Below are 13,763 nucleotides of genomic sequence, written 5' to 3'. Positions count from 1 at the left end.
GCTGAGTTCCCATGCTCGAATGGTCCCAAATCATCCAGAGCCTGCCGATGCTGTTGGCGGGCCTCTGGTCGACGCTTCAGATGTCCGCCGTGGGCCTGGCGATCGGCTTCGTAATCGCCGTCGGCGTGTGCGGATTGAGGCTTTCCCCGCGCGCCGTCCTGCGGCGCCTGGGCGGCGCCTACATCACGATCTTCCGCGGCGTGCCGCTGCTGATCCAGTTGCTGTTTCTCTACAATGTGCTGCCGCGCCTGGGGCTGGGCGTGACGCCGGTGGTGGCGGCCATCGCCGGTCTGTCGCTGTGCTGCGGCGCCTATATCGCGGAGATCCTGCGTGGCGGCTTTTTGACCCTGCCCAAGGGCCAGGCCGAGTCCGCGCTGATGCTCGGTCTGTCGCATCGCGCGCTGCTGTTGCGCATACAGATCCCCCAGGTGGTACGGCTGACCTCGCCGGCGCTGGTCAACGAGGTGATCCTGCTGATCAAGGCCTCCTCGCTGATCTCGGTGGTGGGCATCTCCGAACTCACGCGAACCGCGCAGAACCTGGCCGCCAGCACCTTCCTGCAACTCGAGTTCTACCTGGCCGCGGCGGCACTGTATTGCGTGCTCAACGTCTCGCTGGCGCTGCTGGGTAGCTGGCTGGAAATCCGCCTGCGCAGGAGTGGCGCATGAAATTCGACCTGAGCGTACTCACCGACAACCTGGGCGCGATCGCCGATGGCTTCATGGTCACCCTGGGCACCTGGCTTGGCGGCGTGGCACTGGGCCTGGCGCTCGGCCTGTTGGTGGCGGTGCTGCAGCTGTTCGGCCCACGCTGGCTGCGCGCCATCCTGCGCGTGTATATCGAGATCATCCGCAGCACGCCGTTTCTGATCCAGCTGTTCCTGCTCTATTACGGCGGGCCTGCGCTGGGCATCACGCTGGATGCCATCCCGGCGGGACTGATCGGCCTGGGCGTGTACGGCAGCGTGTATTTCGCCGAGATCTTTCGCACCGGCTTCAACTCGATTCCCCCCGGCCAGTTGGAAGCCGCCGAGTGCCTGGGGCTCTCGCGGCTGCAGGTGATCCGGCGCATCCAGCTGCCGCAGATGCTGGTGCTGATTCTGCCGGCGCTGGTCAACATGGTCACCATCCTGTGCAAGGAGACCCCGGTGCTGTCGATCATCACCGTGCCCGAACTGACGCTGGTACTCAGCGGCATCGGCTCGCAGACCTTCGCCTTCGCCGAGGTGCTGCTGGCGCTGTGCCTGGGCTATCTGGCGCTGGTCGAGGCCACCTCGCGGGTCGGCCAAGCGCTGGAGCGTCGCGCCCAGCGTTACCTGGGGACCAGCCCCGTCAAGAAGACTCTCCAGGAGGACATCGCATGAGCGCCTCCCGCGCCAACGACGCCATCATCGAAGCCCGTGGAATGGGCAAGCGCTTCGGCGACAACACCGTGCTCGCGGACATCGACTTGCGCGTGCACCGCTCCGAAGTGGTCTGCCTGATCGGCCCCTCGGGCTCCGGCAAGAGTACCCTGCTGCGCTGCCTGGCCTTCCTCGAACGCTACGACGAGGGCGAGGTCGAGCTCGAGGGCGAGCTGCTCGGCTTTGAACGCGGCCGCCAGGGCCAGCGGGTGGCGGCCAGCAACCGCCGCGTCCGCCAGGTGCGGCGCAACGTCGGCATGGTCTTCCAGCAATTCAACCTGTGGCCGCACATGACGGTGCTGGCCAACGTCACCGAGGCGCTGAAACGGGTCAAGAGGCTGTCCCGGACCGACGCCGACAACCGCGGCCGGGCAATGCTCGACAAGGTCGGCCTCGCCGACAAGGCCGCGGCGTACCCGGCGCAGCTCTCTGGCGGCCAGCAGCAGCGTGTGGCCATCGCCCGGGCGCTGGCCATGGAGCCGCATATCATGCTTTTCGACGAGCCGACCTCGGCACTCGACCCGGAACTGGTCGGCGAGGTGCTGCAGGTCATGAAGCAGCTCGCCGCGGAGGGCATGACCATGGTGGTGGTCACCCACGAGATGGGCTTTGCCGCCCAGGTCGCCGACACCGTGGTGTTCCTCGACCAGGGCAAGGTCGTCGCCCGGGGCTCCCCCAGCGAGGTCTTCCGTCACGCCGAGAGCCCGCGCCTGCAGCAATTCCTGCAAAACTACCTGGAGCGCAACGCGTTCTGGGACACCCTCGAGGAGTCGACCACGCATGCCTGATTCACCGCCCGCCGCGTATACCATCCAGAGCCTGGCACGCGCCGAGGTGCGCTCGCTGGCGCCCTATAACGCCGGGCTTTCCAACGAGGCCGTGCGGCGGCGCTACGGGGTCGAGCGGATCGCCCGGCTGGGCAGCAACGAAAACCCCATCGGCCCGGCGCCCGGCGTGATCGAGGCCGTCACCCAGGCCGCCCGCGAGTGTGCGCTCTACCCGGATGCCGAGTGCCAGACGCTGCGCGCCGCGCTGAGCGAGCGGCTCGATATCGCCCCCGAGCGCTTGGTGTTCGGCAACGGCTCGGAGGATCTGATCGCCATCCTCGCCCGCGTCTTCCTCGACCATGGCGATGAAGTGGTCACCATGGTGCCCGCCTTCGGCCTGCACACGCTCTACCCGCAGTCGATGGGCGCCAGGGTGATCGGCGTGCCGATCACCGCGGCCGGCGCCATTGACGTCGACGGCCTGCTCGGGGCGATCACCCCGCGCACCCGGCTGGTGATGTTCTCGTCGCCTTCCAACCCGGTCGGCAGCGCCCTGTCGCGCGCAGAGATCGAACGCCTGCTGGCCGGCCTGCCGCCCCACCTGCTGCTGGTGTTCGACGAGGCCTATTTCGAGTACGGGCAACTGGCGGACGACTACCCCGACGTGCTGGCGCTGCTGGAAGCCAGCCGCCAACCCTGGGTGCTGCTGCGCACCTTTTCCAAGGCTTACTCGCTGGCGGGTTTCCGTGTCGGCTACGGTATCGTTTCCGACCCCGTGCTGGCCGATCTGGTCGATCGTGTGCGCACACCGTTCAATGTCAGCCGACCGGCGCAGGCCGCGGCCGTCGCCGCGCTCGAGGATCAGGAACATCTGACGCGGAGCCTGGCCAACGTCGCCACCGAGCGCGCCAGGCTGTCTGCGGCACTGGCCGCCGCCGGTCTGCGGGTCTATCCCTCGCTGGGCAATTTCCTGTTCCTGGCGCTGGAACGCGAGGCCGACGCCGTTGGCGAGGCGCTGCTATCCCATGGCGTCATCGTCAAGACCTGGCGCGAGCCCGGCTTCACGCACTGCCTGCGGGTGACCGTCGGCAGTCCGGCCGACAACGCGCTGTTTTTCGAGGCCCTGATGCAGGCACTCGATGCCCCCGTCCGCGGAAGTCTTGCCGATGCCAGCCACTGACACCAGCAAACCGCCCAAGGCCTTGTATCAACAGCTCAAGAGCTTCGTCCTGGAGCGTATCCAGTCGGGGCAGTGGCAACCGGGAGACATGATTCCGTCGGAAAATCAGCTCGTGAGCGAGTTCGGCATGTCACGCATGACCGTCAATCGCGCACTGCGGGAACTCACCAGCGAAGGCTATCTGGAGCGGATCAGTGGCGTCGGCACCTTCATTGCCGAACCCAAACCGCAGTCCAACCTGTTGATGATCGCCAACATCGCCGACGAAATTCATGCCCGTGGACACCGCTACCACTGCGAAGTGTCGACGCTGGGGCGCGTCGCCGCGCCGCTGGCGGTCGCCTCCGCCCTGGATGTCCCCACCGGGCGTTCGGTCTATTACCTGCGCTGCGTGCATTACGAAGAGGAAGTCGCCGTTCAGCTCGAGGATCGCTACGTTTCACCGGCGATGGCACCGGGCTTCATCGACCAGCGCTTCGGCGACCAGCTACAGCCCTCGCGCTACCTGCTCGACAACGTTCCGGTCGACGAAATGGAGCACATCGTCGATGCCCTGCTGCCCAATGCCAAGGATGCAGCGGCCCTCGACATCGATCCGCAGGAGCCCTGCCTGGCGCTGATGCGGCGCACCTGGGCCAGCAGCCAGGTGGTCACCTATGTCCGCTTTCTGCATCCCTCGTCGCGCTATCGTCTCGGCAGCCGCTTCGCCACCGGCGCCGCCAACCAGGCCGGGTGAGTTCCCGGCCACTCATTCGCATCGGCGATCCTTCAACGGCGGTTTTTGGATAGGGTCGGCTATTACCCCAGCCCCGCCGACAGCGACGGCTGCACGACTTCGATCCAGTAGCCATCGGGGTCCTTGACGAAAACCACGTTCTTCATCTTGCCCTGGTCGGAGCGCTTCTTGAACTCGACGTCGTTGGCGTCGAACCAGCGCTCGGCGGCGGCGAGATCCGGCACCGAGAAGCAGATGTGGCCGAAGCCCTGTGGCTCGGCGTTGCCATCGTGGTAGCGCAGTTCCGGATCGTCCTCGCTGCCCCAGTTGTGGGTCAATTCGAGCACGCTCTTCTGCGAGAAGGTATAAGCGGTGCGCTCGGCGTCGTCTTCGGGAATCGCCTCGCCTTCGTCGATGCGGGCCAGAAAGTAGAGCGTGAACTGCATCTCGGGAAAGTCGAGCTTGCGCAGCAGACGCATGCCGAACACCCGGGTATAGAATGCCAGCGACGCTTTCGGATCCTTGGCGCGCAGCATGGTGTGGTTGAACACGAATCCCTGGCTCTCCGCCGTGGCGGATTGGACACCGGGAACCTGGTCTTCGGCAATGGCCATAGACGTCTCCATAGACTAAGCGGGATGAACCTACAAAATGGGGACATTGCCCGATCTATCAACCGCTTCGTCTTCCACCGTGACGATAGACTGCTCTACACTCTGTTCAAACGGCAGCCAGGACTGAGCAAGATGGCGATAGGCCCCCAATCATTGCCTCCTTCGGCGTTGGACTCGATGCCGATTCGCCTGTTTTTCCCTCTTCGTAGCGGCCGACTCCTCGGCCTTTTCGCCCTACTCGCATTGATCCTGCTGAGCGGCTGCAGCTCGCAAAAGGCGATCGTCACCCGCGATGCCGGCCCGGCGATCGATGGCGACAATCTTTCCATCGACCGCATCCTGGTGATGTCCGCCGCCAAGGATGCCCTCGGCACGCCTTACCAGTGGGGCGGCAATTCTCCCGCCGGCTACGACTGTTCCGGCCTGGTCCAGATGGCCTACGGCAAGATCGGTATTTCCCTGCCACGCACCTCCAACGAGCAGTTTCACGCCCTGAAGGAACGCGACGTCGCGCGCCCGGGAGACCTGCTGTTCTTCGGCTCGGGCAGCCATGCCACACACGTCGGCATCTACATGGGCGACCGCCAGATGATTCACGCCCCCGGCAGCGGCCGCACGGTAACGGTATCGTCACTGGATATTCGTTACTGGCGACAGCACTATCTCGGCGCGGCGGGCCCCGCTCCCTAGACATGCATTCCCATTAGTCATGGGCAGAGCGTAAAAAAATCGCTCGCCGCCTTCCAGCAAAACTTCCTATCGTATTTCTTGACGCAAATACCATAAGGCCATTAATCCTTGATTCTTTGCGCCTGCGATCAAGCTTCCATTCCGGACAATAAAAAAATCAGGAATCTATCCATGACATCATCATCACTCATACATATCAGCGAAGAGCAGCGGGCTTCTTATGCCGAAGATGGCGCCATCGTGATAAGGGGAAAATTCTCGCCTTGGGTGGATTTTCTGCGTGATGCGACCGAGCGTGTCTTAGAAAATCCCGGTCCATTGGGTACGCGCTATGGCAGCGAAGACCATAAAGGGACCTTTCGCGGTGACCGTTATATGTGGACTTTCGATGAGGACTTTCGACGCTTCGTCTTCGAAAGTCCCGGTGCACAGATCGCAGCCGAGTTAATGGGATCTGCGCAGACGAGATTGTTCTATGACCATCTCCTCGTCAAGGAGCCGGGATCGGAATCCCCGACACCGTGGCACCAGGATGCCCCGTACTGGTGCGTTGAAGGTGAGCAGCTTTGTTCGCTGTGGATAGCGCTCGATTCCGTATCCCATGACAGCGGTCTACTGCAGTTCGTGCGTGGTTCGCACCGTTGGAATCGTCGTTTCCGAGCACCCGACTTCCGCTACACGCAGGACTACGCCAGCGACCTCGAGCCCATGCCGGACATCGAGGGGGAAAGAGAGAAGTACGATTTTCTGAGCTGGGAGTCACTGGAACCGGGAGATGCGATCGCCTTCCATGCCATGGCCGTTCATGGCGCCCCTGGCAACGCTCATTCACAGCTACGACGACGCGCGCTATCCGTACGCTGGATTGGCGACAATGTGCGCTATCGAGAAGCCGCCAATGTGACCAAACCGATCCGGGATCCCGGTCTGCGAAATGGGCAGGCAGTAGATAGTGACTTGTTCCCCGTTGCCTGGCCGCGCTGAAACGAACGGCACCGGATATTCTCTCAATGGTAGGGTCTTCCTTCCCATACACTTTCGAGTCAAGTGTATGGGAAGCTCATGCGCAAGAAGATGATCTGCATATTGGTTGGCGATTTTCAGCAAAAGCATCGTCATCAGCCCACCGTGCAGACATCGATCGTCAGTGTGGAGGGTTCGTTAAATAGCCGGACCGTTATGCTGGTATTCAATCAGCAGCTGAACTCTGGCGAGGTGCCAGTCGGAACGTGTCGGGCAGCCTTGAGGCCAATATCGTTCCAGTCCATACCGGCGGCCAGGTCGCGAGATGCGGCCAATTCCGACGCACGACTTTGCGTGTGATCGGTCAGCGGTCGTTCACGACGTTCCCAGAGTTGCAGCGCTTCTTCCAGCGAATCGGTTTCTTCGATGGCCACGGCGAGACCCAGCGCATTGGTGATGGCGCAACCAGCGCCCTGAGCCAGCGTCGGTGGCATGGCGTGGGCCGAATCGCCGACGATCGCCACCCTGCCGGAAGACCATCTTTCGAGTACCGTCTTCTCGTAAACGTCATAGCGGCCGTTGTCCCCAATGGCCTCCAGCACCGGCCGTAAGCGTGGGAAAGCTTCCGCCCAGACCTCCGGATTCACCGGGATGGCAGTCGCTTCGGTATCGTTCAAACCGGCCATCATCGCCATGTACAACGTATCCTCGCCCGAAGGAGTGTAGAGAATACGCAAGGTGCGCTCCGGCCGGATGTTCCAGAAATCGATCACGTGATCCCACTCGCCGCCTTTTAATATCGAACGTGGTGTCAGCACGCGTGTCAGGCCATCGTGATAACGTTCGCGCTGCATGGGTATATCAAGAGAGTCGCGCACCTTGGATTTGACGCCATCGGCGCCAATCACCAGATCGGCTTTCAGGCGTGTGCCGTCAACCAACCATAACTCCCCTTCAGGGGAAGCGCCGATCGCTTCGGAACTGGTCACGAACTCTATGTCCAAGCGTTTCGCGGCCGACAGCATGGCATGGTGAAGGTGCTGCCGGGTCATGGTCAGCAGACGCTGCTTGCCGGGACCATTGATTGCCTGAAAGGAAGTGCATTCACCGTTCGTACGCGTCTCGTAGGCCGGCGCGGCGAAGGCGCCGTCGAGCACCTCCCTGTATGCCCCCAGCGCGTCCAGAACATGCAGGCCGTTGTCCCAGATGAAGATGCCGGCGCCGAAAGCACGCAATTGCGGACTGGCTTCGTGAACGCGAACACTCCAGCCACGCTGGGTCAGTGCAATGGCGCTAGCGATTCCCGAAAAACCGGCTCCGGCAATTTCTGCATGTCTTTTGATGGGGCGACTCATCGGTTGTCGATCTCCAATTGTTATTTGAGGTGTGTCCGGTATCAGGTACCGACTCTCAATGGGGCGGCAAGACCACGTAACAAGGCGATCACGCTCTGTGCGGTAATGCGCCCGGTCTTTGGATTTTCCGAAGGAATGTTCTCGATGGTCATGGAGAAGCTGGCGCTATCGGAATCCACGATAATGGTATGCGTATTGCGATGGATCGTAGGATCGGCCCAGATTTCCAGTTCGGTCAGGTCAGGACCGATGCCTGCCAATGACAGTGAAATAGCGACGTTGAGGTTGGCAGGAAATCCGGTAGCCGCTTCGCGGGCCTTCCCGGAAAACAATAGCTTCGGCTCCGTGATATCTTCGATATCGATGTTGTGCTTGACCAGGAAGGGCGCTCCACGAAACCCTTCGACGGGTTTACGAGAAACCATCGTGACCTTGTTTATCTTGCCCTCGGCGGCAGCCTTGACCGCATCCAGCCCCAGCAAGGCGCCAGTCGGGATCAGAATCCGCCCCGCGTGACGCTGGGCCAGATCGAGTAGATCCAGTCGATCGAGCAGCGCTCCCGAACTCAGCACCACCAGCGTTTTGCCAGCTTTCAGCACGGGCTCCGCCAATTCCCGCATCACCTCGGCAGGTGCACATTCGATGGCCACATCACAGTATTGTTCCAGTTCCCCTAAGGCGACGACAGGGACATCGATCCCATGCTGCTGGAGCCAATCCTTTGCGGCTGCCACGTTTCGGGTAGAGATTACGGACAGACCGACCCCGGGTACGCCTTTTACCAGTGCCAATGCAATCGTCTTGCCAATGGTTCCCAGTCCCGCAATGCCAATTTGAATGGCAATATTATTGTCAACTCCCATTTCCACTCTCCTAGATCGTTGCGAGAATCATGGTGATACCGTGCGCCCCAAAACAAATGATTTTTGAAATCGACATGCATAACTTATCCGCATCCATAAGTTCCTCTGCATGGTTTACAGAAGCTCATGCATGGTGCGCAGATAAATCATTTGATTAAGATTTCATAGTGCCCATAAGTTGGGGTCAGAAAGGCGTATCATCCGCTCTACAACAATTCGCCCAACGGAGAACAACAACATGGGACTGTTTGACGATTCGCGCTTCTCGCGCCGCACTTTTCTCAAGACAGCAGGGGCGGCCGGGGCGGTGGCGCTGGCCCCGTCGGTCTTTGCACAGAGCTCGCGAACGCTGAAATTCACCCTGCCCTGGTTGGCCCAGGGAGCCACAGCTTACATGTACGTGGCTGAAGACCAGGGAATGTTCAAAAAGCGTGGTATCGACGTCGAAATCAGCCGTGGCTATGGCTCCCTGGCCGCGGGTCAGGCCATCGGCAACAAGCAGTTCGATTTTGGTCTGGTATCGGCGAGTTCCACGATACTGTGTGCCGCGAACGGTTTGCCGCTAGTGGCATTGGGAACAACCAACTACGAAGCCTATCTGGGGCTGCTGGTACGCTCCGACTCACCGATCAAGAGCGCGAAGGACTTGGTGGGCAAGAAGATGGGCGGCGTTCCCGCCTCCGTCGAGTTTCCGCTGTGGAAAGCGTTCGCCCTGAAGTCCGGTATCGATCCTCAGCAAGTGGAGATCGTTCAGTCCGATCCGCGAGTACTGGAAAGAACTCTGGTGGAGGGACAGATCGACGCCGGCTGGTGCGTCACCAGCAGCTCCTATGCCGTCGCGCAAGGCATGGGAGTGGATACGCGAGCAATGCTGATGCAAGACTACGGCATGTCATTTTATTCGAACAACATCGTGACCCGCCCCGAAGTACTCGAGAGCGATCCGGAACTATGCCGGGATGTCACGGAAGTCATCCTGGAAGCACTGGCTTTCTCTGCCAAGGATCCTGAAGCTTCCATGGGAATCCTGCTGAAAAAGGTGCCTGAACTGGCGTTGAGTTCGGGCGGCAAGGAAAACGTGAGATTGAGCCAAGGTTTCATGCTCGCGTCGGTGCCGCATCCAGAAGCCATCGAGAATGGCTTGGGTTACAGCGACCTGGGACGGGTCGCCGAGATGACCGATCTCATCATGTAGTACGCCGCGCCGGATTCTGCAAAGCGGCCGGATCCACAGACGCTCTTTACCAATGAGTTCATCGGATCCGTCAAACTGAGTGAGCCGGAGTGGGAAAGTCTTAGCAAGCGCACTCGCGAATTCCCAAGTCGTCTCAGGGGTGACGCGGTATGAGCAACCAACTGGATGTCTGGAAAGTCTCAAAGATCTACGAAACCACTCACGGCCAGGTAGAGGCCGTCAGCGATGCCACCTTCACGATTCAGAAGGGAGAGTTCGTATCGATACTGGGACCCAGTGGTTGCGGCAAATCCACGCTGATGATGATGATGGCGGGACTGGAGAGTAGCAGTGCCGGCGGGATCATCGATCGGGGCAAGGAGGTCACGGGTCCGCGCCCCGATGTCGGCTTGATTTTCCAAGATGCCACATTGCTGCCATGGGCCACGGTGCTCGACAACGTACTGTTCCCGATACGCATCCTCAAACGTCCGCGCCGCGATTATGAGATGCGGGCCCGCGACCTGCTGGAAATGGTGGGCCTGAAGGACTTTCTTCACCAGCGCCCGGCGCAACTTTCCGGCGGCATGCGTCAGCGTGTGGCGATTTGCCGGGCCTTGATCCTCGACCCCCCTCTCTTGATGATGGACGAACCATTCAGTGCCCTGGACGCCATCACTCGGGACGAGATGAACGTTGCGCTACTGGATATCTGGCAACAAAACCCCAAGACGGGAGTGTTTATCACGCACAGTATTCGGGAAGCCGTGCTGCTCTCCGATCGCGTACTGGTCATGACCCGCCGCCCGGCTACCGTCGTCCAAGACATCAAGATACCGTTCGAACGCCCGCGCGATCCCAGCATTGTCGAAAGTGCCGAATTCAACCGTCTCTGCAGCGAACTCAGAGGTCATATCGAATCAGGCCATGCGACAAGCCAGAACAACCGCTATCGCTCGGCCACATCGGCTGCGGCCACCACCGAATGACTTTAGCCCTTCGTCGTCTATTACGCAGGTCAAGAACATGAACGTCCGCGAAGTCCACGGCGAGGCACACCTTGCCCAAGCCGCCCCAGCACCCAACAAGCGTGTAAGCAACACCACTACGCCTGCTACATCGCGCAAATCCAGGCCTACGCTGCCACAAAGTTACCGCCAGCTATTAGAGAAAACGCTGTTGCCGCTATTGGTGATCGCTATTTTTCTGTGCCTGTGGGAAGCCCTGGTCACACACTTCCAGGTTTCTGTCAGCCTGCTGCCTCCGCCCAGTTACATTTACACTCGCCTGACCGAAGTCTGGACAGTGCTGCTGAACCAGGCCGTACCGACGACGCTGGAAACCATTGCCAGCTTCTGCGTGGCAACCGCTCTGGGCATCGTTCTTGCCTCGATACTGACCTACTCGCGACTGCTCAATTCGGCGTTCTATCCCATCATTGTGTTCTTTCAGTTGATACCCAAAATCGCCCTTGCTCCGCTATTCGTCGTCTGGATGGGCATCAGCAGTCAGTCTCGTATCGAATTCGCCACGTTCATGGCGTTCTTTCCGATTGTCGTATCGACCATGGCCGGCCTGCGCGCCACGCCACCAGACATGCTGCGCCTGTGCAAAGGCCTGACAGCCAATTCCTGGCAGATATTCACGCTGGTACGTCTGCCTTATGCGATTCCACACATATTCAGCGGCATGAAGGTCGCCGTGACCTTGGCAATGATCGGCGTCATCGTTGCCGAATTCATCAGTGCACCGAAAGGGCTCGGTTATTTGATCGTCTTTGCGTCCTCGCAGGCGGATACGGCCTTGATTCTTTCGGCGATCCTCTTTCTCTGCATCATCGGGTTGGCTTTGTATGGTGTGGTAGCGCTGCTCGAGTATGTGGTGACACGTCGCTACGGTTGAGTGTCGATCGCCGGCTTGCCTTCGTTGTGGGCTTCGGTCAGCAACCAGTTGCAAAAGGTGTGTACCGAGCGATTGGTATTGGCATCTTCCCGCGTCAGCAGATAATAGGCGCCGTCGCTTTCGATGGTGCCGGGCAATGGCCGAACCAAGTCCATGCTTTCCAGTGAATGATCGACCAGTATCGCGGGCAGTATCGCCACGCCCTTGCAGTTGAGCGCTGCCCGCAATGCCATGAAGAAGTGCCCATAATGGATCGATTCCGTGCGCGAGGTCAGCCGCACGCCATGCGCCGCCAGCCAGTCCGGCCAAGCGTGTGGACGGCTGGTATTGTGTATCAGCCGATACTTGAGTAGGTCCTTCGGGCTGTTGATTTCAGCCCCCTGGGATAACAGTTTGCTCGACACCACCGGCACCAGCACGTCAGGCAACAGGAATTCGGCATTGATACCCTTCCAGCTGGTTACCATCTCCGACTCAATGCGTGGTCGCCCCGGTTGACGCGGGCTCCCTGGCAAGCGACCACATCGAATCGCGACATCGATCTCGTTGGTTTGAAAATTGACCGGGGCGATGGAAGAGATCATGCGGATGTCGATGTGAGGATAAGTTTCGCTGAAACTGGCCAGTTTCGGCATCAGCCAGGTCGCGCCAAGCGTCTGCATGACATTGATAGTGATGGAAGTGCGTTGATCGGTCTCTTTGGCACGCTGAGTCGCTTTCTCGATATCGCCCAAGGCGATCTGGATCGCGCGATAATACTCGAGCCCCGTCGGGGTCAGCTCAACACGGCGGGTGAAACGATCGAACAAACGCTGCCCGAGCAACTCTTCCAATCCCCGCACATGGCGACTGATAGCACTCTGGGTCAGGAATAATTCATCGGCTGCATACGTGAACGAAAGATGTCGAGCAGCTGCTTCAAATGCTCTGAGAGAGAGAAGGGAGGGAAGACGAGAAGACATTTCACGGTCCTGTTTGCGCGGTGCTCAAGTTCACCGCATACATGAAGGTAACTCATCCATGATGTTGCCATAAATCGTTTGTGAAGGTGATCGGCATTTTCAAGAATACCCACAGCGACACGAACAAAAACCAATGCCCCCATATCGATTCGCAGAAAAGGAACAAGATCAAATGGCACGTATCACTCTGGGAATGGGCTCCTCACATAGCCCGGCGCTGCTGATGGAGCCCGAAGCCTGGCTCGCCCGTGCGGGGCATGACGATGTCCACATCCATGCCCTCTTCGATCATGAAGGGAAGCGGGTAAGCTACGAGCAACTGCTGGCCGACGCCGATCCGTCCATCCTCAAAGAAATCGACATGGATAAGTTATGGGAACGGCATCGCACCAATCAGCAGGCGGTCGCCAAGATGAAATCCATTCTGGCCGAAGCCAACCCGGACGTGGTGTTGATCATTGGTGACGATCACAAGGAAGTCTTCCAGGAAGACAACATGCCGGCCATCTCCATCTACTGGGGCGAGAAGCTTCCCTATAAACCACAAGGCATGATGAAGTGGAAGTATGCTGCCGACCTCAGGGCCGAAGACTGGTATCCGCAGGAGGAAAAGGAGTACCCCGTTGCCAATGGCCTGGCGGAGCGTCTGATTGGTCAATTGATGGAACAGGACTTCGACGTCGCGCATTCCCATCATTACAACCCAGAACAAGGCATGAGCCATTCCTTTGGCTACGTCTACTACAAGATGATGGGTGAAACCCCGATTCCGATCATTCCGGTGAGCATCAATACTTACTATCCACCGAACCAGATCACCCCGGCTCGCGCCTTCAAACTAGGCCAGGCGCTGCGTGAAGCGGTGGAGAGCTGGCCGGAAGAGATCAATGTCACGATCATTGCGACAGGAGGGCTGAGTCACTTCGTGGTCGACGAGGCATTCGACCGGCATTTCCTCGACATCATGGAAAACGGTACCGTCGAGGAGCATGCGGCACTGCCACGTGAGAAGCTGCAGTCCGGCAATTCGGAGTTTCGCTGCTGGTCCGCGCTGGCCGGTGCGGTGCAACCGATGCAGATGGAACTCATCGACTACGTGCCCTGCTATCGCAGCCCAGCCGGTACCGGATGTGCCATGGCGTTCGCCGTCTGGCGCTGACCGCCGAATACCTCGAA

15 protein-coding genes are annotated in these 13,763 nt (G+C 59.8%); 11 read left to right on the top strand and 4 right to left on the bottom strand.

Going from position 1 to position 13,763, the window contains the following annotated elements:
• Positions 1–11: 11 nt before the first annotated feature.
• Genes DOM57_RS15440 through hutC form a run of 5 tightly spaced genes read left to right on the top strand, consistent with a single transcriptional unit; the run spans position 12 to position 4,085 of the window.
• Positions 12–668: an amino acid ABC transporter permease gene (locus DOM57_RS15440; RefSeq protein WP_110650085.1), complete on the top strand. Its 657-nt coding sequence runs from the start codon at positions 12–14 to the stop codon at positions 666–668.
• Positions 665–1,363: an amino acid ABC transporter permease gene (locus tag DOM57_RS15435; RefSeq protein WP_110650084.1), complete on the top strand. Its 699-nt coding sequence runs from the start codon at positions 665–667 to the stop codon at positions 1,361–1,363. Before DOM57_RS15440 ends, DOM57_RS15435 begins: the two co-directional genes overlap by 4 nt.
• Positions 1,360–2,190: an amino acid ABC transporter ATP-binding protein gene (locus DOM57_RS15430; RefSeq protein ID WP_110650083.1), complete on the top strand. Its 831-nt coding sequence runs from the start codon at positions 1,360–1,362 to the stop codon at positions 2,188–2,190. The genes DOM57_RS15435 and DOM57_RS15430 overlap by 4 nt, the downstream gene beginning before the upstream one ends.
• A complete protein-coding gene (gene hisC / locus DOM57_RS15425) occupies positions 2,183–3,349 on the top strand; it encodes a histidinol-phosphate transaminase (protein ID WP_110650082.1) in 1,167 nt (388 codons plus the stop codon). Before DOM57_RS15430 ends, hisC begins: the two co-directional genes overlap by 8 nt.
• Positions 3,336–4,085, top strand: coding sequence for a histidine utilization repressor (gene hutC, locus DOM57_RS15420; protein WP_110650081.1), 750 nt, complete (start codon positions 3,336–3,338; stop codon positions 4,083–4,085). Before hisC ends, hutC begins: the two co-directional genes overlap by 14 nt.
• A 62-nt stretch (positions 4,086–4,147) precedes the next feature.
• Here the strand turns inward: hutC and gloA are convergent, their stop codons facing one another.
• Positions 4,148–4,678 (bottom strand): lactoylglutathione lyase, encoded by a 531-nt coding sequence (gloA, locus tag DOM57_RS15415; protein WP_110650080.1) that lies wholly within the window; start codon positions 4,676–4,678, stop codon positions 4,148–4,150.
• Positions 4,679–4,810: 132 nt separating this feature from the next.
• On the opposite strand from gloA, the gene DOM57_RS15410 reads away from it, so the two are divergent.
• Both DOM57_RS15410 and DOM57_RS15405 read left to right on the top strand, forming a co-directional pair.
• The gene (locus DOM57_RS15410) at positions 4,811–5,368 is read left to right on the top strand and encodes a C40 family peptidase (RefSeq protein WP_239496262.1); all 558 of its coding nucleotides are present in this window, start codon (positions 4,811–4,813) and stop codon (positions 5,366–5,368) included.
• A gap of 171 nt (positions 5,369–5,539) precedes the next feature.
• Positions 5,540–6,352 (top strand): phytanoyl-CoA dioxygenase family protein, encoded by an 813-nt coding sequence (locus tag DOM57_RS15405; RefSeq protein WP_110650078.1) that lies wholly within the window; start codon positions 5,540–5,542, stop codon positions 6,350–6,352.
• Positions 6,353–6,561: 209 nt separating this feature from the next.
• On the opposite strand, the gene DOM57_RS15400 is transcribed toward DOM57_RS15405, so the two are convergent.
• Both DOM57_RS15400 and DOM57_RS15395 read right to left on the bottom strand, forming a co-directional pair.
• Positions 6,562–7,686: an FAD-dependent oxidoreductase gene (locus DOM57_RS15400; protein ID WP_110650077.1), complete on the bottom strand. Its 1,125-nt coding sequence runs from the start codon at positions 7,684–7,686 to the stop codon at positions 6,562–6,564.
• Positions 7,687–7,727: 41 nt separating this feature from the next.
• On the bottom strand, positions 7,728–8,549 hold the full coding sequence (locus DOM57_RS15395; RefSeq protein WP_110650076.1) for an aspartate dehydrogenase: 822 nt from the start codon (positions 8,547–8,549) through the stop codon (positions 7,728–7,730).
• A gap of 238 nt (positions 8,550–8,787) precedes the next feature.
• Between DOM57_RS15395 and DOM57_RS15390 the strand changes: the two genes are divergently transcribed.
• From DOM57_RS15390 to DOM57_RS15380, 3 genes are all read left to right on the top strand, one after another.
• Positions 8,788–9,744, top strand: coding sequence for an ABC transporter substrate-binding protein (locus DOM57_RS15390; protein ID WP_110650075.1), 957 nt, complete (start codon positions 8,788–8,790; stop codon positions 9,742–9,744).
• A 149-nt stretch (positions 9,745–9,893) separates the two neighbouring features.
• Positions 9,894–10,712 carry an ABC transporter ATP-binding protein gene (locus DOM57_RS15385; protein ID WP_110650074.1) on the top strand — a complete coding sequence of 273 codons (819 nt, stop codon included), beginning with the start codon at positions 9,894–9,896 and terminating at the stop codon, positions 10,710–10,712.
• A gap of 37 nt (positions 10,713–10,749) precedes the next feature.
• Positions 10,750–11,625 (top strand): ABC transporter permease, encoded by an 876-nt coding sequence (locus DOM57_RS15380; RefSeq protein ID WP_162619562.1) that lies wholly within the window; start codon positions 10,750–10,752, stop codon positions 11,623–11,625.
• Here the strand turns inward: DOM57_RS15380 and DOM57_RS15375 are convergent.
• Positions 11,616–12,587, bottom strand: a complete 972-nt coding sequence (locus DOM57_RS15375; protein WP_110650072.1) for a LysR substrate-binding domain-containing protein — start codon at positions 12,585–12,587, stop codon at positions 11,616–11,618. The two genes, DOM57_RS15380 and DOM57_RS15375, sit on opposite strands and share 10 nt — an antisense overlap.
• Before the next feature lie 133 nt (positions 12,588–12,720).
• Here DOM57_RS15375 and DOM57_RS15370 point away from each other — a divergent pair, with 133 nt between their 5' ends.
• The gene (locus DOM57_RS15370; RefSeq protein ID WP_110650071.1) at positions 12,721–13,746 is read left to right on the top strand and encodes a DODA-type extradiol aromatic ring-opening family dioxygenase; all 1,026 of its coding nucleotides are present in this window, start codon (positions 12,721–12,723) and stop codon (positions 13,744–13,746) included.
• The last annotated feature ends 17 nt before the right edge of the window (positions 13,747–13,763 follow it).

This window comes from Salinicola peritrichatus (assembly GCF_003206715.1).
Lineage (GTDB): Bacteria > Pseudomonadota > Gammaproteobacteria > Pseudomonadales > Halomonadaceae > Salinicola > Salinicola peritrichatus.
Note: the sequence above shows the minus strand (reverse complement) of the source record. Positions and strands in the feature narration are given on the sequence as shown.